At 47.1% G+C, this 25044-nt stretch carries 17 protein-coding genes; 16 read left to right on the forward strand and 1 reads right to left on the reverse strand.

Annotated features, from left to right (window positions below; genetic code table 11):
- Positions 1-225: 225 nt before the first annotated feature.
- Complete coding sequence (locus QZL69_RS08285; RefSeq protein WP_022214747.1) at positions 226-2337, reverse strand: glutamine synthetase III family protein; 2112 nt, start codon at positions 2335-2337, stop codon at positions 226-228.
- A 316-nt stretch (positions 2338-2653) separates the two neighbouring features.
- On the opposite strand from QZL69_RS08285, the gene purF reads away from it, so the two are divergent.
- From purF to ilvC, 16 genes are all read left to right on the forward strand, one after another.
- Positions 2654-4063, forward strand: a complete 1410-nt coding sequence (gene purF, locus QZL69_RS08290) for an amidophosphoribosyltransferase (protein WP_022214748.1) — start codon at positions 2654-2656, stop codon at positions 4061-4063.
- A 235-nt stretch (positions 4064-4298) separates the two neighbouring features.
- Positions 4299-5936 carry a CTP synthase gene (locus tag QZL69_RS08295; RefSeq protein WP_022214749.1) on the forward strand — a complete coding sequence of 546 codons (1638 nt, stop codon included), beginning with the start codon at positions 4299-4301 and terminating at the stop codon, positions 5934-5936.
- A 32-nt stretch (positions 5937-5968) separates the two neighbouring features.
- Positions 5969-10522 carry a glutamate synthase large subunit gene (gene gltB / locus QZL69_RS08300; protein WP_022214750.1) on the forward strand — a complete coding sequence of 1518 codons (4554 nt, stop codon included), beginning with the start codon at positions 5969-5971 and terminating at the stop codon, positions 10520-10522.
- Positions 10523-10537: 15 nt separating this feature from the next.
- A complete protein-coding gene (locus QZL69_RS08305) occupies positions 10538-12022 on the forward strand; it encodes a glutamate synthase subunit beta (protein ID WP_022214751.1) in 1485 nt (494 codons plus the stop codon).
- A 131-nt stretch (positions 12023-12153) separates the two neighbouring features.
- Positions 12154-13461 (forward strand): type I glutamate--ammonia ligase, encoded by a 1308-nt coding sequence (gene glnA, locus QZL69_RS08310; RefSeq protein WP_022214752.1) that lies wholly within the window; start codon positions 12154-12156, stop codon positions 13459-13461.
- Positions 13462-13491: 30 nt separating this feature from the next.
- Positions 13492-14040 carry an ANTAR domain-containing response regulator gene (locus QZL69_RS08315; protein ID WP_022214753.1) on the forward strand — a complete coding sequence of 183 codons (549 nt, stop codon included), beginning with the start codon at positions 13492-13494 and terminating at the stop codon, positions 14038-14040.
- A 43-nt stretch (positions 14041-14083) separates the two neighbouring features.
- Entirely contained in the window at positions 14084-15415 is a 1332-nt protein-coding gene (aspS, locus tag QZL69_RS08320) for an aspartate--tRNA(Asn) ligase (RefSeq protein ID WP_022214754.1), read from the forward strand.
- Positions 15416-15434: 19 nt separating this feature from the next.
- On the forward strand, positions 15435-15728 hold the full coding sequence (gatC, locus tag QZL69_RS08325) for an Asp-tRNA(Asn)/Glu-tRNA(Gln) amidotransferase subunit GatC (RefSeq protein WP_022214755.1): 294 nt from the start codon (positions 15435-15437) through the stop codon (positions 15726-15728).
- A gap of 10 nt (positions 15729-15738) precedes the next feature.
- A complete protein-coding gene (gene gatA, locus QZL69_RS08330; RefSeq protein ID WP_022214756.1) occupies positions 15739-17214 on the forward strand; it encodes an Asp-tRNA(Asn)/Glu-tRNA(Gln) amidotransferase subunit GatA in 1476 nt (491 codons plus the stop codon).
- Positions 17211-18656, forward strand: a complete 1446-nt coding sequence (gene gatB, locus QZL69_RS08335) for an Asp-tRNA(Asn)/Glu-tRNA(Gln) amidotransferase subunit GatB (RefSeq protein WP_022214757.1) — start codon at positions 17211-17213, stop codon at positions 18654-18656. The genes gatA and gatB overlap by 4 nt, the downstream gene beginning before the upstream one ends.
- 45 nt (positions 18657-18701) lie before the next feature.
- Positions 18702-19916 carry an LL-diaminopimelate aminotransferase gene (locus tag QZL69_RS08340; RefSeq protein ID WP_022214758.1) on the forward strand — a complete coding sequence of 405 codons (1215 nt, stop codon included), beginning with the start codon at positions 18702-18704 and terminating at the stop codon, positions 19914-19916.
- A gap of 148 nt (positions 19917-20064) precedes the next feature.
- Complete coding sequence (locus QZL69_RS08345; protein ID WP_022214759.1) at positions 20065-21333, forward strand: M18 family aminopeptidase; 1269 nt, start codon at positions 20065-20067, stop codon at positions 21331-21333.
- Positions 21334-21358: 25 nt separating this feature from the next.
- Positions 21359-22171 carry a Cof-type HAD-IIB family hydrolase gene (locus tag QZL69_RS08350; protein WP_022214760.1) on the forward strand — a complete coding sequence of 271 codons (813 nt, stop codon included), beginning with the start codon at positions 21359-21361 and terminating at the stop codon, positions 22169-22171.
- A 19-nt stretch (positions 22172-22190) separates the two neighbouring features.
- Positions 22191-23243 (forward strand): tyrosine-protein phosphatase, encoded by a 1053-nt coding sequence (locus QZL69_RS08355; protein WP_022214761.1) that lies wholly within the window; start codon positions 22191-22193, stop codon positions 23241-23243.
- Positions 23244-23405: 162 nt separating this feature from the next.
- Positions 23406-23903, forward strand: a complete 498-nt coding sequence (ilvN, locus tag QZL69_RS08360; protein ID WP_022214762.1) for an acetolactate synthase small subunit — start codon at positions 23406-23408, stop codon at positions 23901-23903.
- Positions 23904-23994: 91 nt separating this feature from the next.
- Positions 23995-25014: a ketol-acid reductoisomerase gene (gene ilvC, locus QZL69_RS08365; RefSeq protein ID WP_022214763.1), complete on the forward strand. Its 1020-nt coding sequence runs from the start codon at positions 23995-23997 to the stop codon at positions 25012-25014.
- The last annotated feature ends 30 nt before the right edge of the window (positions 25015-25044 follow it).

The raw sequence follows: 25044 nt of genomic DNA on the forward strand, positions 1-25044 counted from the left end.
TTCCCTAAAAAGTTGACAAGATTAGTGTGGCTTCAATATTCAGAAAAGGCGCGAGAATGAAATTTCATCATTTTCGCGCCTTTACGAATCAAGTATATGTAAAACAGGGGATACCGTATCGTGTGATTAATGGATGAGGAAATCGATAATGAATTATGAAGTAGTTCATGTTTCATGAGATATCCCCTGGTTTTACCGGTATGAAATTGTCTGTTATCCTCTGGATCAGTCAGAGATGGAGAATAACAGTTTGCCGTATGTCGGATATGGAAGGATAGAATCCGGGATCAGAGCTTCTGCTGCATCAGCGGAAACACGAACTTTTTCCATATCGGTAAGTACAACACTCTGATAGAGTTTTGCACTCTTGAGAAGATCTTTGCCGACTTCGTATTCTGCCATTGCAGTATCCTCTTTGAGTCTTTCCAGATCTTTGACCATGGTCTCAGAAAGTTCTGTCAGTCTGGTAAGAAGTGCAGCTTCTGCGGATACGGAGATATCCGGAACGACTGATTTCTTAAGTGCTGCAGTCTGAGCCAGTTTTTCCATATATGTAGTAACTGCCGGAAGAAGATCTTTCTGGATGATCTCAACCATAGTGCCTGCTTCGATATGAAGGGTCTTTACATAGTTCTCAAGCTTGATCTCATAACGGGAATGAAGCTCTGCATGTGTAAAGATGTGATGGCTTGTGAGAAGTTTTTCATTCTTCTCATCAACGAAGTGCGGCAGTGCATCCGGAGTGGATACCAGGTTGTAGAGACCGCGTTTTTCTGCTTCTTCGATCCATTCATCTGTATAACCGTTTCCGTTGAAGATGATACGTTTGTGTTCTTTGATGGTCTTTTTGAGTAATTCATGAACAGCGGATTCCATTCCGTCAGCCGGAACATCTTTGAGTTCCTCATAGAACTGGCTTAATACTTCAGCAACAGCAGTGTTGAGGATGATGTTCGGGTTTGCTACGGAAGAAGAAGATCCAAGCATACGGAACTCGAATTTGTTTCCTGTGAATGCGAACGGTGAAGTACGGTTTCTGTCTGTGTTGTCTTTTACGAAGTGCGGAAGTACTTTTGCTCCGATATCCATCTGAACAGCACCGTGTCCAACGAAGAATTCGTCGTTCTCGATTGCTTTGAGTACTTCTGTCAGCTCGTCACCAAGGAAGATAGATACAACTGCCGGCGGAGCTTCGTTTGCACCAAGACGGTGATCATTTCCTGCACTTGCAACAGAGATACGGAGAAGATCTGCGTAATCATCAACTGCTTTGATGACTGCTACAAGGAATACTAGGAACTGTGTATTTTCTGCAGGTGTTTTGCCAGGATCAAGAAGGTTGACACCTGTGTCTGTGCTCATGGACCAGTTGTTGTGTTTACCACTTCCGTTGATTCCTTCGAATGGTTTCTCATGAAGCAGGCATACCATGTTGTGTTTGGCAGCTACTTTTTTCATGATCTCCATTGTAAGCTGGTTGTGGTCAACTGCTACGTTTGTGGTATCGAATACAGGAGCCAGCTCGTGCTGTGCAGGAGCAACTTCGTTATGTTTTGTTTTAGCCGGAATTCCAAGTTTCCAGAGCTCTTCGTCCAGGTCATGCATGTAAGCAGATACACGAGGTTTCAGGGTTCCGAAGTAGTGGTCTTCCATTTCCTGTCCTTTTGGAGCCGGAGCACCGATCAGGGTACGTCCGCAGAAGATCAGGTCTTTCCTCTTATTGTAGAGGTCTTTGTCTACCAGGAAGTATTCCTGTTCCGGACCAACGGTGGTATCGATATGTTTTACTTCTGTATTTCCGAGAAGGCGGAGGATCTTGACAGCCTCTTTGTTCAGGGTATCCATGGAACGAAGAAGAGGTGTTTTCTTATCCAGTGCCTCTCCGCTGTAGGAGCAGAATGCAGTCGGGATATAAAGGGTACGGTCTTTGATGAATGCCGGTGATGTAGGATCCCATGCTGTATATCCTCTTGCTTCAAATGTAGCACGAAGACCGCCTGACGGGAAACTGGATGCATCCGGCTCGCCTTTTACAAGTTCTTTACCGGAGAATTCCATGATCACCTGTCCGTCGCCTGTCGGGGAGATGAAGCTGTCATGTTTTTCTGCGGTGAAGTTTGTCATTGGCTGGAACCAGTGAGTGTAATGGGTAGCTCCATGTTCGAGAGCCCATTCTTTCATGGCAACTGCAACGGAGTTGGCAACATCAAGTTCCAGGTGTGTACCGTTCTCAATCGTTTTTTTCAGTGCCTTGTACATGTCTTTCGGTAATTTCTCACGCATGATCTTGTCGTTAAAAACAAGACTGCCGTAGATTTCAGGAATGCTCTGTGCCATAATAAAATCTCCTTTCAATGCTCCATTAATCTTAATTTTCGTAATTAAAATAAAAACTCTCAGATAAACAAAAAAGGCGCCTTGGATTTTGTTTTCCAAAGCGCCGTTGCTTATGTGTTGTAGTATACACAAAAAAATCGGGATGTCAACAACTTTTTCGAAAATTTTTTCAAATTTTTTGTTTGGACGGATGAATTTATTTGTATGCTTTTTTGAGGGGACAAGGGTTGACAAATCACTTTCTTCTATTATAATTTCACTGTGAAAAGCACTTCAGAAAGCAGAAAGCATTTGAAAAGAATGGGAGGAAATTCTGATGGCAGAATTAAAGGAAGCCTGCGGCGTATTTGGTATGTACGATCTGGATGGAGGGAATGTGGTTTCCTCTATTTATTATGGTCTTACATCTTTGCAGCACCGTGGACAGGAGTCTTGTGGACTTGCAGTTTCCCGCACAGAGGGCGAAAGAGGAAACATCCAGTTTCATAAGGATCTCGGACTTGTAAGTGAAGTCCTTCGTGAGAATACTATCCGCAATATGGAAGGAGATCTTGGCATCGGTCATGTACGTTATTCAACGACAGGAGCATCGGTAGCAGAGAATGCACAGCCGCTTGTCCTGTCCTATATTAAGGGAACACTTGCACTTGCACACAATGGAAACCTGATCAACACACCGGAACTGAAATGGGAACTGATCCAGAATGGAGCGATCTTCCATACGACTACGGATTCAGAAGTCATTGCGTTCCATATAGCGAGAGAGCGTGTACACACTAGGACAGTAGAGGATGCCGTTCTCAAGACCGCGCACAAACTCAAAGGTGCTTATGCACTTGTGGTCATGAGCCCGCGTAAACTGATCGGTATCCGTGATCCGCTTGGGCTGAAACCGCTCTGTCTTGGCAAGAGGGATAATACCTATGTCCTCGCATCCGAAAGCTGTGCACTGACCTCTGTCGGCGCAGAGTTCGTAAGAGATATCGAACCAGGAGAGATGGTCACCATCTCAAAGAAAGGCATCGAATCCAACAAAGAACTCGCCGGCGGTAAACATGCACACTGTGTATTTGAATATATTTACTTTGCAAGACTGGACAGCGAGATGGATGGCGTCAAGATCTACGATGCACGTATCCGCGGCGGTAAATCTCTTGCAAAATCTTATCCTGTAGAAGCAGATCTTGTGGCTGGTGTACCGGAGTCCGGCATCCCGGCAGCCAAGGGATATTCCGAAGAATCCGGAATTCCATTTGGATTTGCTTTCTATAAGAACAGCTATATCGGACGAACTTTCATCAAACCGACCCAGGAGGAGCGTGAATCCAGCGTTCACCTCAAACTGAGCGTCCTGGAATCTGCAGTTAAGGGTAAGAGGATCGTTCTGGTCGACGACTCCATCGTAAGAGGAACCACGATCGCAAACCTGATCCGCATGCTCAAGAAAGCCGGAGCACTGGAAGTGCATGTACGTATCAGCTCCCCACCGTTCCTTCATCCATGTTATTTCGGAACAGATGTACCGTCCAATGACCAGCTGATCGCTTCCAATCACAGCACCGAAGAGATCCGCAAAATGATCGGTGCAGATTCCCTTGGATACATGCAGAGTGAGTTCCTGGAGGGAATGGCAGGAGGACTTCCTCTCTGCAAGGCATGTTTTGACGGAAATTATCCGCTGGATGTCGAGGCAGAACTGAATAAGAAGATCGACTGCGGCTGTTAAACTGTCACTGATTTTGGCAGAATGTGCAGGAAAAAAAGATAAAAAAATGCGATTTATATAAAAATTACATATTTACAAAGTGTCCAAAATACGGTATAGTAATGCACATATTTAAGAGTCGTGTCTGACAAAGGCGTCAGAGGCAGATAAGGGTAAACCAGCCCCTTCATCCGCTTCTGGTGCTTTTTCTTTTATCAGACATTTATGTGTAACACAGATGGAGGAGGAAATCACAATGTCAGTTAAATATGTTTTTGTTACAGGCGGTGTTGTATCCGGACTGGGTAAAGGGATCACGGCAGCGTCCCTGGGAAGGCTTCTCAAGGCAAGAGGCTATCAGGTGACCATGCAGAAATTTGATCCTTATATCAATATCGATCCGGGAACCATGAACCCGATCCAGCATGGAGAGGTCTTTGTTACTGATGACGGTACAGAGACAGACCTGGATCTTGGTCATTATGAGAGATTTATCGATGAAAGCCTTGATAAAAATTCCAACGTGACAACCGGTAAGATCTACTGGTCAGTCCTGCAGAAAGAGCGTCACGGAGATTTTGGAGGAGGGACAGTACAGGTCATTCCTCATATTACAAATGAGATCAAGAGCCGTTTTTACCGCGCCAAATCACCGGAAGAAGAGAGAATCGCGATCATCGAGGTCGGAGGAACCGTTGGTGACATCGAGAGCCAGCCGTTCCTGGAATCCATCCGTCAGTTCCAGCATGATGTGGGACATGACAATGCAATCCTCATTCATGTAACCCTGATCCCATACCTCAAAGCTTCTGAGGAAATGAAGACCAAACCGACCCAGGCAAGTGTCAAGGAACTTCAGGGAATGGGAATCCAGCCGGACGTTCTGGTATGCAGAAGCGAACATCCGCTGACAGATGAGATCAAAGGCAAGATCGCACTGTTTTGTAACGTACCGGTCAGCCATGTATTACAGAACCTTGATGTAGAATATTTATATGAAGCTCCTCTTGCAATGGAAAGAGAAAAACTTGCCGATGTAGTTCTGGAATCCTTGAGACTTGAGAACCGCAAACCGGATCTTACCGAGTGGACAGAGATGGTCAACGATCTGAGAAATCCGGAGAGCACAGTAAACATTGCAATGGTAGGAAAATATACACAGCTCCATGATGCCTACTTAAGTGTTGTGGAAGCTCTGAAACACGGCGGGATTTCCTGCAGAGCCAAAGTAGAACTGACCTGGGTGGATTCTGAAGAATTAAATGAGAAGAATCTCGACCAGACACTTCATAATGTAGACGGTATCCTTGTTCCGGGAGGATTTGGAAACAGAGGTACAGAGGGAATGATCCTGGCAGCACAGTATGCCCGTGTCCACAAAATCCCGTACCTTGGGATCTGCCTTGGAATGCAGATGGCGATCGTAGAATTCGCCCGCCACGTATTAGGATACGAAGATGCAAACAGCATCGAGCTGAACCCAGCTACCAAACATCCGGTGATCGCACTGATGCCGGATCAGGAGAGTGTAGAAGACCTTGGAGGAACTTTAAGACTTGGAAGCTATCCATGTGTACTTGCAGATAACTCCAAAGCACTGGAACTTTTTGGAAAGAAAGAGATCCAGGAACGTCACAGACATCGTTATGAAGTCAACAACGCATTCCGTGAAGAGCTTGCTGCGAAAGGCATGACGATCGCCGGAACTTCCCCTGACGGACATATCGTAGAGATGATCGAGATCAAGGATCATCCGTTCTACGAGGGAACCCAGGGACATCCGGAATTCAAATCCAGACCGAACCATGCACATCCTTTATTCCGCGGCTTTGTAAAAGCAGCAGACGCATACGCAAAGGAGAAAGAAAGCAGGAAACAGCAAAATAAAGAATAATATAATTTTTTTTGATAGAGAGGACGAAGATTATGCAGGAAGTAACGAGAGAAGAACAGGGCCTGTATCGCCAGGAATTTGAGCATGACAACTGTGGTATCGGCGCAGTTGTCAACATCAAAGGAAAGAAAACACATGAAACTGTTGCGAATGCTCTCAGGATCGTAGAACATCTGGAGCATCGTGCAGGTAAGGATGCAGAGGGAAAAACCGGTGACGGTGTTGGTATCCTTCTGCAGATCTCCCATAAATTTTTCAAAAAAGCCTGTAAGAAAGAGGGCTTTGATATCGGTGAGGAAAGAGAATATGGTATCGCACAGTTCTTCTTCCCGCAGCACGAGATCAAACGCGCCCAGGCAAAAAAAATGTTCGAGATCATCGTGGAAAAAGAAGGACTGGAACTTCTCGGATGGAGAAACGTTCCTGTGATCCCGGAGGTCCTCGGACACAAGGCAAGAGAGTGCATGCCATGCATCATGCAGGCATTCATCAAAAAACCACAGGATGTCGAAAAGGGTCTCCCATTCGATCGTATGCTCTACATCGCACGTCGTGAGTTTGAACAGAGTAATGACAACACTTATGTTGTTTCTATGAGCAGCAGAACGATCGTTTACAAAGGTATGTTCCTGGTCGGACAGCTTCGTACTTTCTTTGCAGATCTGCAGAATCCGGAGTATGAATCCGCGATCGCAATGGTACATTCCAGATTCAGTACCAACACAAACCCAAGCTGGGAGAGAGCACATCCGAACCGTTTCATCGTACACAACGGAGAGATTAACACCATCCGTGGAAATGCCGACAAGATGCTCGCCAGAGAAGAAAATATGGAATCTCCATACCTCAAAGGCCAGCTTCACAAAGTCCTTCCGGTCGTAAACCGCAACGGTTCCGACTCCGCAATGCTTGACAATACACTGGAATTCCTTGTAATGAGTGGTATGGAACTTCCGCTTGCAGTCATGATCACGATCCCGGAGCCATGGGCATACAACGACACGATCTCCCAGGAGAAGAGAGATTTCTATCAGTATTATGCAACCATGATGGAGCCATGGGACGGACCGGCTTCCATCCTGTTCTCCGATGGTGATGTGATAGGTGCAGTCCTTGACCGTAATGGTCTTCGTCCATCCAGATATTATATTACTTCCGACGGCTATATGATCCTTTCTTCTGAGGTCGGTGTCATGCCGGTTCCGGAAGAGAAGATTGTTCTCAAAGAACGTCTCCATCCGGGCAAAATGCTCCTGGTAGATACTGTTCAGGGAAAAGTCCTCGACGATGATGAACTGAAAGAAAAATACGCAAAAATGCAGCCGTACGGCGAATGGCTGAACAGTAATCTCGTACAGCTTAAAGACATCAAGATCCCGAATATCCGTATGGAAGAGTACACACCGGAGCACCGCGCACGTCTCCAGAAAGCGTTCGGATATACTTACGAACAGTACCGTACTTCTATCCGTAACATGGCATTAAACGGAGCAGAGAGCATCGGAGCCATGGGTGTAGATACTCCGCTTGCTGTCCTCTCCAATGAGCACAGACCTTTATTCGACTATTTCAAACAGCTTTTTGCACAGGTAACAAACCCGCCGATCGATGCGATCCGTGAAGAGATCGTTACCTCCACAAGCGTTTATGTAGGTAAGGACGGAAACCTTCTGGTACAGCAGCCGGAAAACTGCCATGTACTCAAGATCCTTCATCCGATCCTCACAAATACAGACATGCTCAAGATCAAAAACATGAAGGCAGATGGATTCAAAGTTGCTGTTGTATCTACTCTCTATTATAAGAGTACGAAACTGGAGAGAGCGATCGACCGTCTCTTCGTGGAGGTTGACAAGGCATTCCGTGACGGCGCAAACATCCTCGTACTTTCTGACCGTGGAGTAGATGAAAACCATATGCCGATCCCGTCTCTTCTGGCGGTATCCGCAGTACATCAGCATCTCGTAAAAACCAAGAAGAGTACTTCCCTGGGTCTGATCGTAGAATCCGGCGAGCCGAGAGAAGTCCATCATTTCGCAACTCTTCTCGGTTATGGTGCAAGTGCAGTCAACCCATATCTCGCACTGGAAACGATCCGCGAGCTGATCGATACCCATATGCTGGATAAAGATTATTATGCAGCAGTTGAGGATTATAACCACGCAGTCTTAAGTGGCATCGTCAAGATCGCATCCAAGATGGGTATTTCCACGATCCAGTCTTATCAGGGATCTCAGATCTTTGAGGCAATCGGTATCTCTAAGGATGTTATCGATAAATACTTTACAGGAACTGTAAGCCGTGTAGGCGGAATCACACTGGAAGATATCGAGGAGAACGTAGACAGACTTCACTCTGAAGCCTTTGACCCGCTGGGACTGAATACAGACCTCACACTTGACAGTGTCGGTGCACACAAGATGAGAAGCCAGGGAGAGGAACACCGCTACAATCCGCAGACGATCCATCTCCTTCAGGAATCTACAAGAACAGGAAGCTATGCACTGTTCAAAGAATATACAAAAGTCGTAGACCAGGAAAGCCATGGAGCCCTTCGTGGACTTCTGGAATTCAATTATCCGGAAAAAGCGATCCCGATCGACGAAGTAGAAAGCGTAGATGAGATCGTAAAACGTTTCAAGACAGGTGCGATGTCCTACGGATCTATTTCCCAGGAAGCACATGAGACACTTGCGATCGCTATGAACCATCTCCATGGAAAATCCAACACAGGTGAAGGTGGAGAGAGTGATGAGCGTATCGCTTCCGCAGGAAGTGAAAATGACCGCTGTTCTGCGATCAAACAGGTTGCCAGCGGACGTTTCGGTGTTACCAGCAGCTATCTGGTATCCGCAAGAGAGATCCAGATCAAGATGGCACAGGGTGCAAAACCAGGTGAAGGCGGACATCTTCCGGCAAAGAAAGTTTATCCGTGGATTGCAAAGACCCGTCATTCAACACCTGGCGTAAGTCTGATCTCCCCGCCGCCGCATCACGATATCTACTCTATCGAGGACCTGGCACAGCTGATCTATGACCTTAAAAATTCAAACGTTTATGCAGATATTTCTGTAAAACTTGTTTCTGAGGCAGGTGTAGGTACAGTCGCAGCCGGTGTTGCCAAAGCCGGAGCACAGACAGTCCTGATCTCAGGATACGATGGAGGTACCGGTGCAGCACCGAGAAGTTCCATCCACAATGCAGGACTTCCGTGGGAACTTGGTCTTGCCGAGACACACCAGACTCTGATCATGAACGGACTCCGTAACCGTGTCCGCATCGAGACAGACGGTAAACTGATGAGCGGCCGTGACGTTGCCATTGCAGCACTTCTCGGTGCAGAGGAATTTGGTTTTGCGACAGCTCCGCTTGTAACCATGGGATGCGTCATGATGCGTGTCTGCAACCTGGATACCTGCCCGGTCGGTGTGGCAACACAGAACCCGGAACTTCGTAAACGTTTCCGTGGAAAACCGGAATACGTAGAAAACTTCATGAGATTTATCGCTCAGGAGCTGAGAGAATATATGGCACGCCTTGGTGTTCACACTGTCGATGAGATGGTAGGACGTACAGACCTCTTAAGACAGTCTGTGGAAGCTTCCCAGGCAGAGCCGCACAAAGGCAAAGTTGACTTAAGCGCGATCCTCGATAACCCATATGCCGGAAACGGACAGAAAGTGACCTTCGATCCAAAGGCAGTTTACAACTTCGAACTGGAAAAAACTCTGGATGAAAAAGTCCTTCTCAAGAAATGCGGCAAAGCGATCGCCAAAGGTGAACATATCGAACTCGATGTAGACGTAACAAACACAGACCGTACCTTTGGTACGATCCTCGGTGCAGAGATCACCAGACAGACCGGAAAGGGACTTCCGGATGACACGATCGTGATCAACTGTCACGGAGCCGGCGGACAGAGTTTCGGTGCTTTTATCCCTAAGGGTCTTACACTGAACCTTACCGGTGACAGCAACGACTACTTCGGAAAGGGACTTTCCGGTGGTAAACTGATCGTCAAAGTTCCGGAAAAAGCAGCTTACAAACCGGAAGAAAACATCATCATCGGTAACGTTGCACTCTACGGTGCTACCAGTGGATATGCATTTATCAACGGTGTTGCCGGAGAACGTTTTGCAGTCCGTAACTCAGGTGCTTACGCAGTTGTAGAGGGTGTCGGCGAGCACGGATGCGAGTACATGACAGGCGGTCGTGTCGTAGTCCTCGGACGCACCGGAAAGAACTTCGCAGCAGGTATGAGCGGCGGTATCGCTTACGTACTTGATGTTGAGAACAAACTTTACAAAAACATCAACAAGGCAATGATCTCTATCGAAAAAGTAGAGAACAAATATGATAAGAAAGAACTTCGTGATCTGATCGAAGCCCATGTTGCGGCAACAGGCTCCAAACTGGGTGCAAAAGTGCTTGCTGACTTTGATGCTTACCTGCCGCACTTTAAGAAACTGATTCCGAACGAATACAAAAAGATGCTTACACTCAGCGCCAAACTGGAAGAAAAAGGACTGACAAGTGAGCAGGCACAGATGGAAGCATTTTACGAAAGCATCGGAGCAAAGCATTAAGGAGGATGAGGAAACATGGGAAAGCCAACAGGATTTTTAGAATATAACAGAGAGACAGCCAAAGTACTGCCGCCAAAGGTCCGGATTGCCAATTTCAATGAGTTCCGGACTCCACTCAGCAAAGAAAAACAGAAACTTCAGGGGGCACGCTGCATGGCATGCGGCGTTCCTTTCTGCCAGTCAGGAATGATGCTCGGAGGAATGGCATCCGGCTGTCCTCTGCACAACCTTGTTCCTGAGACAAACGATCTGGTATATACAGGAAACTGGAAACAGGCATATTTGAGACTTTCCAAGACACACAGTTTTCCGGAGTTTACTTCCAGAGTGTGTCCTGCACTCTGCGAGGCAGCCTGCACCTGTAACTTAAACGGAGAGCCGGTTTCCACAAAGGAAAACGAAAGAGCGATCATTGAGACCGCTTACAAAGAAGGCTGGGTCCAGCCGCAGAAACCGAATGTCCGCACCGGCAAGACCATCGCCGTGATCGGAAGCGGTCCATCCGGACTTGCAGCAGCACAGCAGCTCAATAGACGAGGCCACAGTGTTACAGTTTATGAAAGAAGCGACCGCCCGGGCGGACTTCTCCGCTACGGTATCCCGAACATGAAACTGGAGAAATCTGTAATAGACAGAAGAATCCGTCTCATGGAAGAAGAAGGAGTAAAATTTGTCCTCAATACAAACGTGGGCAAGGACATCAAGGCAGAAGACCTGCTGAAACAGTATGACAGAGTCGTGCTTGCCTGCGGAGCTTCCAACCCGCGTGACATAAAAGTGCCTGGAAGAGAGGCAAAAGGGATCTATTTCGCAGTAGACTTCCTCGGAATGGTCACAAAGACACTTCTCGACAGCAACTTCGAAAAAGTTCCATATGAACTGGCAAAAGGCAAACATGTCCTTGTCATCGGTGGTGGTGATACAGGAAATGACTGCGTAGGAACTTCCGTCCGTCTTGGTGCAAAATCTGTGACACAGCTTGAGATGATGCCGAAACCGCCGGTTGAGCGTGCTGCAAACAACCCGTGGCCGCAGTGGCCGAGAGTCCTCAAGACAGACTATGGCCAGGAAGAAGCGATCGCAGTCTTCGGACATGATCCACGGATCTATCAGACAACCGTCACCGAATTTATCGCTGACAAAAAAGGCAATGTGTGCAAGGCAAAGATCGTAGACCTCAAAGCACAAAAAGACGAAAAGACCGGAAGGATGATGATGGTTCCGGTTGAGGGAAGCGAGAAAGTGATCCCTGCAGATCTGGTCCTGATCGCAGCAGGATTCCTCGGAAGCCAGAAATACGTAACCGATGCATTTCACGTAGCGATCAATGGAAGAACAAACGTTGAGACAAAACCGGATGCCTACGCAACTTCTGTACCGAGAGTCTTCACAGCTGGCGACATGCACAGAGGACAGTCTCTGGTCGTATGGGCGATCCGCGAGGGCCGCGAAGCCGCCAAAGCCGTAGATGAATCCCTGATGGGTTATACAAATCTCTGAAAAAAGACGTTGACAAAGACCATGCCGGTTGCTATAATACCTGCATGAACAAAGGCGTTCTTTTGGAGGGTAAACCTTCCGAAAGTACGCCTTTTTTGCTTTTTATTTTCAATAGATAAGGAGAGAATGGCATGGGGAATTATACCAGAGAAGAAATATTACAGATGGTTGAGGAGGAAGACGTAGAATTCATCCGCCTTCAGTTTACTGATATGTTCGGTGCGATCAAGAATATCGCTGTTACGACCCGGGAACTTCCCCGTGCGTTAGCGAATCAGTGTATGATCAACGGCGAACAGATCGCAGGGATGGATCCTGAAAAGGGATCTGATCTTTATCTTCGTCCGGTGCTGGATACGTTTGCTATCCTGCCGTGGCGTCCGCAGCAGGGAAAAGTTGCGAGAATGATCTGCAATCTCTACTGGCCGGATGGTACACCATACAAAAACAGCCCGAGATATATTCTTGAGAGAGTAGCCGAAGAGGCGGAGCAGGAAGGATACACCTGCTATATCGATCCGGAGTGTGAGTTTTTTCTTTTCCACACAGACGATAATGGCAATCCGACAACCGTAACACACGAAAAAGCAGGATACCTGGATATGAGTCCGCTGGATCTTGGCGAGAATGCAAGACGTGACATGGTGCTGACTCTCGAGGATATGGGAATGGAAGTAGAATCCTCCCATCATGAAGCAGCTCCGGCACAGCATGAGATTGATTTCAGCTATGGTGAGATCCGTGATATCGCAGACTGCATCATGACATTCAAGATGGCAGTCCGTATTGTTGCAAAGCGTCATGGCCTTCATGCAACTTTTATGCCGAAGCCAAGAGCAGAGGTAAATGGTTCCGGAATGCACATCCAGTTTTCTGTATTCAAAAATGGAAGAAATCTGTTTGAAGACGCAGATCATCCGGGAGAATTAAGTGAAGAGGCCCGTTATTTTATCGGAGGACTTCTTGCACACAGCAAGGAGATGGCACTGGTCACTAATCCTCTCGTGAATTCCTACAAGCGTCTTGTTCCTGGATATGATGCACCGACAGAACTTACCTGGACAGAGAATAATCAGAATTCACTTGTCCGCATCCCTGTGACAAGAGGAGAGGGAACAAGAGTGGAACTGAGAAGTCCGGATGCATCTTCCAATCCGTACCTGGTGTTTGCAGTATGTCTTGCAGCCGGACTGGATGGGATCCGAAACAAAATTTCTCCTACAAAATCGTCAAATATCGCAACACAGGATCAGGAGACAGAGCATCTTCCGGAAACACTCAAAGATGCGATCGAGCTTTTTGAAAACAGCACCTGGATCCGGGGAATACTGGGCGAAGAATTCTGCAGGACTTATCTTGCACAGAAGAAAGATGAGTGGCTGCGTTATACCAGACAGGTAACTGACTGGGAAGTAGAAGAATACCTGTATCGCCTGTAAGCATAAGACAAAAAATAGGAGAACACTTGTATGAGCAGCATTGTGATCGCATTACCCAAAATCGAAGATGCAAAAAAAATCCGTGCGGTTCTGGCGCGGCACGGATTTACCGTTGCATCTGTATGTACAACCGCATCAAATGCTCTGTCAAGTGCTTCCGAACTTGGAAGCGGCGTACTGATCTGCAGTCATCGGCTTCCGGATATGAATTATCTTGATCTTTCAGAGTGTATGCCAAGAGATTTTGAAATGCTGCTTCTTGCGTCTGCAAGAGTGATCTGTGAAGTGCCGACATCGATCCTGTCGGTACAGATGCCGGTCAAGGCAAGCGACCTTGTCAACACAGTAAATATGATCCTGACGCAGCAGGAGCGAAGAAAAAGAAAAGAAAAAAAGAAACCAAAGGCACGATCCTGGAAAGAACAGAACTATATATCCAATGCAAAAATGATGCTGATGCAGCGAAATCATTTAAGTGAAGATGAAGCCTACCGTTATATCCAGAAATCCAGCATGGATTCCGGAACGAACATGGTAGAAACAGCACAGATGCTTTTGATGCTTTTATATGATGAATAATAATAGAAACTTTTAAGAGACTTATAATATGGAGGATGAGGAAATGGAGTTTTTGGATGGTACATGGAAAAAAGAAGTTACTTCGTGGGAAGCACTGTTAGGAGAGGAACTTCTGGATCAGGAAGTTGTTCTGGAAGGAGCCGTTCACAGCATCCGAAATATGGGCGATGTTGCGTTCGTGATCCTCAGAAGAAGAGAGGGACTTTTTCAGACTGTTTTTGAAAATGAAAAGGCAAATCTTTCCATTCATGATCTCAAAGAGGCAATGACACTTCGCGTGAAAGGGATCCTGAATGCAGAAGAACGTGCGCCTCATGGAAGAGAGATCCGCATCAGAGAAATTGAGATCCTGTCACAGCCGGCAGAGCCGATGCCGCTGGCGATCGACAAATGGAAATTAAACACATCTCTGGAGGCAAAACTGAATTTACGTCCGATCGCACTCCGTAACATCCAGGAACGTTCCAAATTCAAGATCCAGGAAGCGCTGACACGTGCTTTCCGTGATTACCTCTATGAGAACGGTTTCACAGAGATCCACACACCGAAGATCGGGGCAAGAGGAGCCGAGGGTGGAGCAAACCTTTTCAAATTCAGCTACTTCCACAAACCGGCGGTCCTCGCACAGAGCCCGCAGTTCTACAAACAGATGATGGTCGGTGTGTTTGACAGAGTATTTGAGACAGGACCGGTATTCCGTGCAGAGAAACACAATACCAAACGTCACTTAAACGAATATACCAGCCTTGACTTTGAGATGGGATACATCGACAGCTTTGAAGAGATCATGGCAATGGAAACAGGATTTCTTCAGTATGCAGTAGCACTTCTTCAGAAAGACTACGCAAAGGAACTTCAGATCCTTAAAGTACAGCTTCCAAAAGTCGACAAGATCCCGGCCGTTCGTTTTGACAAAGCCAAAGAACTGGTTTCCGAGAAATATAACCGTAAGATCCGCAACCCATACGATCTGGAGCCAGAAGAAGAAGCTCTGATCGGAAGATACTTCAAAGAAGAATACGATGCGGACTTTGTATTTGTAACTCATTATCCGTCCAAGAAACGTCCGTTCTACGCAATGGATGATCCGAGTGATGAGAAGTTTACCTTAAGTTTTGACCTTCTTTTCCACGGACTGGAAGTAACGACCGGCGGACAGAGGATCCATGACTACGATCAGCTCAAAGCCAAGATCGCAGCAAGAGGCATGGAAGAAGAAGGAATGGAGCAGTATCTGGATACCTTCAAACATGGCATGCCGCCACATGGAGGACTTGGTATTGGTCTGGAACGTCTGACCATGCAGCTTCTTGGAGAAGAAAACGTCCGTGAAGCGTGTCTGTTCCCGAGAGACCTGAACAGACTGGAGCCGTAAGAGAAGGAGGAAAAGTCAGATGGCAAAGATCATAGATGACGAAACAATCGAAAACGTATGTATCCTCGCAAAACTTTCCTTAGGTGAGGAAGCCAAGGCAAAAGCAAAGCAGGACATGCAGAAAATGCTGGATTATGTAGAAAAACTGGACGAACTGGATACAGATGGCGTGGAGCCTCTGTCCCATATCTTTGGTGATGAAAATGTATTCCGTGATGATGTTGTGACAAACGGAGACAACAAAGAAGCAATGCTTGCAAACGCACCAAAGGAAAAAGAAGGACAGTATCAGGTACCGAAGACCATAGGATAGGAGAATGAGGATGGAACTGCAGACAATGACAGCCCTGGAGCTGTCAAAAAAGATCAGACAGCGTCAGGTCAAAGTAGCGGACGGTGTCAAAGAGGTTTTTGATCAGATAGAGAAAAAAGAGGGTAAAGTACACGCATATCTTGACCTTTATAAGAAAGATGCTCTTGCAAGAGCAAAAGAAGTCGAAAAAGGAATCATGGACGGCACCTACACCGGACCGCTCGCCGGAGTGCCGATCGCAGTCAAAGACAACATTTGTATCAAAGGCAAAAAAACAACCTGTGCATCAAAAATATTAGAGAACTTCGTACCACAGTATAACGCAGAAGTCATCGACCGTCTGGAAAAAGCCGGAATGATCGTGATCGGAAAGACAAACATGGATGAGTTTGCCATGGGAAGTACCACAGAAACTTCTGCTTACGGTGTGACAAGGAACCCGTGGGATCTGGAACACGTTCCGGGAGGTTCTTCCGGCGGTTCCTGTGCGGCAGTTGCAGCAGGAGAAGCCTTTATGGCTTTAGGTTCTGACACCGGCGGCTCTATCCGTCAGCCAAGTTCTTTTTGCGGCGTGACCGGGATCAAACCAACTTACGGAACCGTATCCCGTTATGGACTGGTAGCTTATGCTTCCTCTCTTGACCAGATCGGACCGGTCGGAAAAGACGTGGCAGACTGTGCCGCACTTCTTGAAGTGATCGCAGGACATGACCCGAAAGACAGCACTTCCCTCGACCGCAAAGACCTTGATTTCTCAAAGAGCATTGAGGAGAAGAAACTTCTCGGAATGAAGTTCGGCGTGCCGAAAGAATTCCTCGCCAAAGGTCTTGATCCGGAAGTCAAAGATGCTTTTATGGAGACGCTCAAAGTCCTCACCTCACAGGGTGCGATCGTAGAATTTTTCTCCGTAGAGACAATGGAATATATGATCCCTGCCTATTATATCATTGCCAGCGCGGAGGCAAGCTCCAACCTGGAACGTTTCGATGGTGTAAAATATGGCTATCGTGCAGCAGAGTACGAGGGACTTCACGATATGTACAAAAAGACCAGAACAGAAGGGTTCGGCGAGGAAGTCAAACGCCGTATCATGCTTGGTTCCTTCGTTTTAAGTTCCGGTTATTACGATGCTTATTACCTGAAAGCACTTCGTACCAAAGCCCTGATCAAACAGGAATTTGATCGTGCTTTTGATAAATATGATGTGATCCTTGCACCGGCTGCTCCGTACACAGCACCAAAGATCGGAGAAAGTCTCAAGGACCCGCTTGCCATGTATCTTGGCGATATCTATACCGTTGCCGTCAACCTCTGCGGTCTGCCTGGGATCACCGTTCCGTGCGGACAGGACAAGGCAGGCATGCCGATCGGTATCCAGATGATCGGAAACTGCTTCGGAGAACACAAGATCCTCCGTGCAGCGGCTGCTTATGAAGCAGAAAGAGGGGCATTCCCGACTCCTCTGAAAGGAGGCAAAGAGGCATGAAACAGTATGAAACCGTCATTGGTCTTGAAGTCCATGTAGAACTTGCAACAAAAACAAAGATCTTCTGTGGATGCTCTACAGAGTTTGGTGGAGCACCGAATACACATACCTGCCCGGTCTGCACCGGTATGCCGGGTTCCCTGCCGGTACTGAACCGTCAGGTCGTAGAATTTGCACTCAAAGCCGGTATCGCGGCAAACTGCCAGATCAACCAGTACTGCAAATTTGACAGAAAGAACTATTTCTACCCGGATAACCCGCAGAACTACCAGATCTCACAGCTTTACCTGCCGATCTGCCACGATGGCTGGGTAGAGATCGAAACTTCCGCCGGAAAGAAAAAGATCCGTATCCACGAAATGCATATGGAAGAAGATGCCGGAAAGCTGATCCATGATGAATGGGAAGACTGCTCTCTGGTTGACTATAACCGAAGCGGCGTGCCGCTGATCGAGATTGTATCCGAGCCGGATATGAGAAGTTCTGAGGAAGTTATCGCATACCTCGAGAAACTTCGCTGCATGATGCAGTATCTCGGTGTATCTGACTGTAAATTACAGGAAGGTTCCATGCGTGCCGATGTCAACCTGTCTGTCCGTGAAGTCGGCAGTGAGACATTCGGAACAAGAACCGAGATGAAGAACCTGAACTCCTTCAAGGCGATCGCAAGAGCCATCGAGGGCGAGAGAGAGCGTCAGATCGAGCTGATCGAAGAAGGCAGAGCCGTTGTCCAGGAAACCCGCCGCTGGGATGACAACAAAGAATCTTCCCATGCCATGCGTTCCAAAGAGGATGCCAAAGATTACCGTTACTTCCCGGACCCGGATCTTCCGCCGATCCATATTTCCGATGCATGGATCGATGAGATCCGCACTTCCCAGCCGGAACTCCGCGAGGAAAAACAGCTTCGTTATCAGGAAGAATTTGAGCTTCCGGCATACGATGCAGGAATCCTTACCGAGTCCAGACACCTTTCTGAGCTTTTTGAGGAAGTTGCAAACCTCTGCGGCAGCCCGAAGAAAGCAGCCAACTGGTTCATGGGTGAAGTACTCCGTCTGACCAAGGACAAGGGCCTTGATGTGGAAAAAGTTTCTTTTACACCGAAATACCTCGCCGACCTGATCCAGATGGTAGAGAAAAAAGAAGTCAGCGCACAGAATGCAAAGAAAGTCTTCGAAAAAGTCTTTGATGAGGATATCGAACCAGTATCCTATATCGAAGAACACGGCCTCAAGATCGTAGAAGACACAGGGCTTCTCAACGACATCTTACAGAAGATCATGGATGAGAACCCTGGACCGCTCGCAGAACTTCTTGGCGGTAAAGAAAAAGTATTCGGATTCTTTGTCGGTAAGATGATGAGAGAACTCAAAGGCAAGGCAAGCCCGGACGCAGTCCGTGAAGCACTTGTAAAAGAAGTGGAGAAAAGAAAAAATCAATAATGCTTCAGAAGAGAAGCGCAAACATAGAGATGAGGAGAATATATTATGGTAACAGTAAATAAAAATTATCTGAAACTGCCGGGAAGCTATCTTTTTTCCACAATTGCAAAAAAAGTAGCCGCATATCAGGCTGCAAATCCGGATGTAGAGATCGTACGTCTTGGAATCGGTGATGTCACACAGCCGCTTGTACCGGCGATCATTGATGCACTTCACAAATCTGTCGATGAGATGGCAAATGCCGAGACTTTCCACGGCTATGCACCGGATCTCGGATACGAATTCTTAAGAAGCGCGATCGCAAAAAATGATTACGAGGCACGCGGATGCCAGATCAGTGCAGATGAGATCTTTGTTTCTGACGGAGCAAAGAGTGATTCCGGAAACATCCAGGAGATCTTTGGCACAGACAACAAAGTGGCAGTCTGCGACCCGGTTTACCCTGTTTATGTAGACACAAACGTAATGGCAGGACGTACCGGCGAATACAATAAGAAAAACGAAAACTTTGACGGCGTGATCTACATGCCGTGTCTGGAATCCAACGGATTCCTGCCGGAACTTCCGGTAGAAACACCGGATCTGATCTATCTCTGCTTCCCGAACAACCCGAGTGGTGCAGCGATCACAAAGGACAAACTTCAGGAGTGGGTAGACTATGCAAACAAGAACGGTGCAGTGATCATCTATGATGCCGCTTACGAGGCATATATCACAGAGGAAGATGTGCCGCACAGCATTTATGAGTGTGAAGGTGCACGTACCTGTGCGATCGAACTGAGAAGCTTTTCCAAGAATGCGGGATTTACCGGCGTTCGTCTTGGATTCACTGTTGTTCCGAAAGACCTTGTCCGCGAAGGTGTTGCACTTCATGATCTCTGGGCAAGACGTCATGGGACCAAATTCAATGGTGCCCCATATATCGTACAGCGCGCCGGCGAAGCTGTCTATTCCCCGGAAGGAAAAGCACAGTTAAAAGAGCAGGTTGCCTACTATATGAGAAATGCCCATACGATCTACAACGGTCTGAAAGAAGCGGGCTATTCCGTATCCGGCGGTGTGAACGCTCCATACATCTGGCTCAAAACACCGAACAACATGAGCTCCTGGGATTTCTTTGATTATCTTCTGAAGACAGCACACGTTGTCGGAACTCCGGGATCAGGATTCGGAGCACACGGAGAAGGCTTCTTCCGTCTGACCGCATTCGGAACCTACGAAAATACCTTAGAAGCGATCCGCAGGATCACAGCTTTATAAAAATTTATTTAGGAAAACTGGCAGCAGGGTGTCGAAATGGCACCCTGTTTTTTGCGTGATACCCCCCTGGTGAGATTGGCATTGCCAGAAAGAAGATAATAACGTATAATCAAGTGCAGAATAAACGACAGATGAGGAGTGGCTGATTATGTACTATGAAACAACAAAAGAACTGCTTGCTTTTATCAAAAAAAGCCCTACGGCATTCCACACTGTAGAAGAAATGCAGGCGAGACTGACGGAAGATGGATTCCAGGTGCTTTCGGAGAAGGAACACTGGAAGCTTACACCGGGAGGGAAATATGTGGTGACGCGGAACCATTCTGCGCTGATCGCTTTTACCATACCGGAGAAGGAATCCTGGAAGTTTCATATCATCGCCAGCCACAGCGATTCACCGTCTTTTAAGATCAAAGAAAACCCGGAGATCGTTGTAGAGAAGACTTATGTGAAACTGAATGTCGAAAAGTACGGCGGGATGCTGATGGCACCGTGGTTTGACCGTCCGCTGTCCATTGCCGGAAGAGTGATCGTGCGAAAAGATGGAAAGTTAGAAGAAAAACTGATCGATTTCGACAGGAACCTCGTGATGATCCCGAACCTCGCGATCCATATGAACCGGGAGGCAAACAGCGGCGTTTCCTATAATCCGCAGAAGGATATGCTGCCGTTGTTCAGCATGGGAGGTTCTGATGTGTCACTGCAGAAACTTCTGAGCACACAGCTTGATGTAGAAGAAAAAGATATCCTGAGCCATGATCTTTTTCTTTACAACCGCATGGAAGGCTCCATATGGGGCGCAGAGAACGAATTCGCATCCAGCGCCAGACTGGACGACCTGCAGTGCGCTTTTGCCTCTCTGAAGGGCTTTCTGGGCGCACAGAAGCAGGACTGCATTGCGGTGCACTGTGTCCTTGACAATGAAGAAGTCGGAAGCGGCACGAAGCAGGGAGCGGCATCCACCTTCCTCAAAGACACACTTCTCCGTATCAACAGCGGGCTTGGAAGGACATACGAGGAATATCTGATGACACTTGCGGACAGCTTTATGATCTCCGCAGACAATGCCCATGCGCTCCACCCGAATTATACAGATAAGGCAGACCCGGTCAACCATCCGCTTCTGAATAAAGGAATCGTGATCAAATACAATGCAAACCAGAAATACTGCACAGATGCAGTGTCAGCGGCTGTGTTCAAAGATCTCTGCGACAGGGCAGGTGTTCCGTGGCAGACATTTGTCAACCGATCTGACATTCCGGGCGGTTCCACGCTTGGAAATATCTCCAACACGCAGGTCCCGATGAATACGGTGGATATCGGCCTGCCACAGCTTTCCATGCATTCTCCGTATGAGACAGCAGGGGTGAGGGATACAGAGTATTTTGTTAAGGCAGCAAAGGAATTTTTTGCATAAACAGGCATAAGAAGAGGGAAAGAGAATGAATACAGACAAAAAAGCAGTTTTTTTTGATGCAGACGGTACGATCTGCGATATTGAAAAAGGAGTTCCGGACAGTGCGGTAGAGGCAATCCGTAAATTAAGGGAAAACGGACATGAGGCGTGGCTGTGCACCGGAAGAAGCAGGGCTTTTGTCCCGGGCTATCTGGAACAGATCCCGTTTACCGGTATGATCAGCGCATGCGGCGCGACTATTGAAAAAGACGGACAGCGGCTTTATAACAAAGAGATGCCGGTGGAAGTGGCGAAACTTTCCGTGGAGACTCTGCGTAAATACGGTCTGATCCCGGTCATGGAAGGTGCAGATTTCATGTACTATGACAAGGATGAGTATACGAATGAAGTCAACTGGTACCGTGACCTGATCACAGAGGCTCTTGGACCGAAATGGCGGCCGATCCGCGGTTATGAGGACAGCATGCATATCAACAAGATCAGTGCCAAGATGACAGAGGGCTGCAACGACGAAGAGGCATGCAGGGAACTGTCACAGTATTATGACGTGATCCGCCATGAGAACAATGCGTTTGTGGGAACAACGATCGAGCTGGTTCCGAGGGGCTGCAATAAGGCTGTCGGAATCGCTGCAGTCTGCCGTATCTTTGACATTCCGTGGGAAAGCACTGTAGTCTTTGGGGACAGCAACAATGACCTGTCCATGTTTGAATATGCAGCGACAAAGGTGGCCATGGGAAATGGTTCCCAGAAGATCCGTGAACTGGCAGATTATGTGACCACAGATATGTTTCACTATGGAATCCGAAACGGTCTCACAAAACTCGGTCTGATCTGAGAAGGCAGGAGAAAAAGTTATGAAATATGGAAAAATAAGAATCGAAGACGGCAATCTTATCTTCGCAAAAAGAATGCTGATCAATTATCTGCCATGTAAGGACATTTTGTGGGCGTATATGCGAAGAGAAGGTGTGGAAGGTGGGCGGCAGAAGCAGTTCAGCACCAGCTCTCTTGTGATCATCACCCGGCGAAAAAAACGCTATGAATTTGAGATGACGGACAAAGAGATCAGAGACTGCATCCAGCTTCTCAAAGTCCTGAATCCGAAACTTGCAACAGGTTTTCCGAAGGGTGCGAGGATTCCGCTCCAGAGCCTTCCGAATACCCGCGATCTCGGAGCGCTTGCCACGAAGGATGGAAGACATATCCTTCCGCGCAGGCTTCTGAGGAGTGGTAATCTGTATCATATGTCTCTTCAGGACCAGGATACGCTCCTCGATGAGTATCATCTGTCGACGGTTGTCGATTTTCGTACCAGAATGGAAGTCCTGGAAAAACCGGATACCGTTCTTGAGGGAGTGGAGTACCATGAGATCTCAATCGTGGATGAAGAAACTCTTGGCATTACCCGTTCCGGAAATCTGCTGGAAATGCTTCTGAAATTTGACCAGCCGATCGATGAGTTCATGCAGAAACAGTATGTTTCTTTTGTGCGGGATGATTTTTCGGTCAAACAGTATGCCCGTTTTCTGGATGTCATCCTGCAGCAGGAAGAGGGTGCCGTCCTGTGGCACTGCAGCATGGGTAAAGACAGGGTCGGCGTTGGAACGGCACTTCTTCTCTATGCGCTTGGGGTACCGATGGAGACGATCATGGAGGACTATCTCCGTACCAACCGCTGCCTGGAGGAAGACCAGCAGCATATGATCCGGCTTCTGGAAACCAAGATGATCGTGGACAATGAAGTGATGGACAAGATCAAGGCACTGTACCGTGTCAAGGAAGAATATCTGGAGGCGGTTTTTGACGCGATCAGACAAGATTATGGTTCCGAAGAAATGTTTTTGAAGAGGGCTCTCTACATGACTCCAAAGGCAGTCGACTCTCTTCGCAAAAAATATCTTGTATAAAATACAAAAAAGGTAAGAAAAACCACGAAATATATGCATAGATATACAAATACAGCAAAATTTGACGTTGACAAACGGGCTAATGTTGTTATAATGTAAAACATGCAAACGATTTTACAATGGAATTGTTTACAAGGTTAAAGTGATGAAAGCAGGTGGGTTATGCAAAAGAGAATTTTGTCCCTGTTAGTAGATAACACCGCAGGTGTATTGAGCCGGATCTCCGGACTTTTCAGCCGACGCGGTTACAATATTGACAGCCTGACAGTTGGTGTGACTGCAGATGAGCGTTATTCCAGAATGACAGTTGTATGCAGTGGAGATTCCATGATCCTGGAACAGATCACCAAACAGCTTGCCAAGCTGGTAGATGTAAGAGACATCAAGGTTCTTGAGCCGGACAACAGTGTGAGCAGAGAACTGGTTCTTGTGAAGGTTGCGGCGAGACCGGAGCAGAGAGAGGGAATCATTTCCATCGCAAATATTTTCCGTGCCAATGTCATTGATGTCGGCAAGACTTCTCTGGTCATTGAGATGACAGGAAGCAAGAGTAAGTTAAGTGCTCTGATCGACCTTCTGGGAGAGTATGAGATACTGGAACTTGCAAGAACTGGTATTACCGGACTTTCCAGAGGTGCCAGTGATGTGAAATTCTTATAGGAGTTTTACATAATAACAGTGTTTGCTAAGGGTAACAGCCCTTAACGATAAATTATGAAAAAATTTACAAATAGCTTAGGAGGAAACAAAGATGGCAAACAGGATTTTTTACCAGGAAGACTGTAATTTAGGATTACTGGATGGTAAGACCATTGCGATTATCGGTTATGGCAGCCAGGGACATGCACATGCACTGAACTTAAAGGAATCAGGCTGCAATGTCATTGTTGGTCTGTATGAGGGAAGCAAGTCCTGGAAGAAAGCCGAGGAGCAGGGCTTTAAAGTATATACAGCAGCAGAAGCAGCAAAACAGGCTGATATCATCATGATCCTGATCAATGATGAAAAACAGGCTAAACTTTACAAAGAAGATATCGAGCCGAACCTTGAAGAAGGCAACATGCTGATGTTCGCTCATGGTTTCAACATTCATTTCGGATGTATCGTTCCACCAAAGAACGTAGATGTTACTATGATCGCACCAAAGGCACCAGGACATACAGTAAGAAGCGAATATCAGGCAGGTAAAGGAACTCCTTGTCTGGTAGCTGTTGAGCAGGATTATACAGGTAAAGCACTTGACAAAGCACTTGCTTATGGTCTTGCAATCGGCGGAGCAAGAGCTGGTCTTCTTGAGACTACATTCCGTACAGAAACAGAAACAGACCTGTTCGGTGAGCAGGCAGTTCTCTGTGGTGGTGTTGTTGCACTTATGCAGGCTGGTTTCGAAACACTTTGCGAAGCTGGATATGACCCGAGAAATGCATACTTCGAATGTATCCATGAGATGAAACTGATCGTTGACCTGATCTATCAGTCAGGATTTGCAGGAATGAGATACTCTATCTCCAACACTGCTGAATATGGCGATTACATCACAGGACCGAAGATCGTTACAGCAGAAACAAAGAAAGCTATGAAACAGATCCTGACAGACATTCAGGATGGTACATTCGCAAAAGAATTCCTGCTTGATATGTCTGACGCTGGAAAACAGGTTCATTTCAAAGCAATGAGAAAACTGGCTTCCGAGCATCCGTCAGAAAAAGTCGGCGAGGAGATCCGTAAACTGTACAGCTGGAACGGCGAGGATAAACTCATCAATAACTAAGGAAATTTTAAGGCGCACCCGTCAGGGTGC

Origin of the sequence: Blautia sp. CAG:237 (genome assembly GCF_000436615.1) — a bacterium.
Lineage (GTDB): Bacteria > Bacillota > Clostridia > Lachnospirales > Lachnospiraceae > Blautia_A > Blautia_A intestinihominis.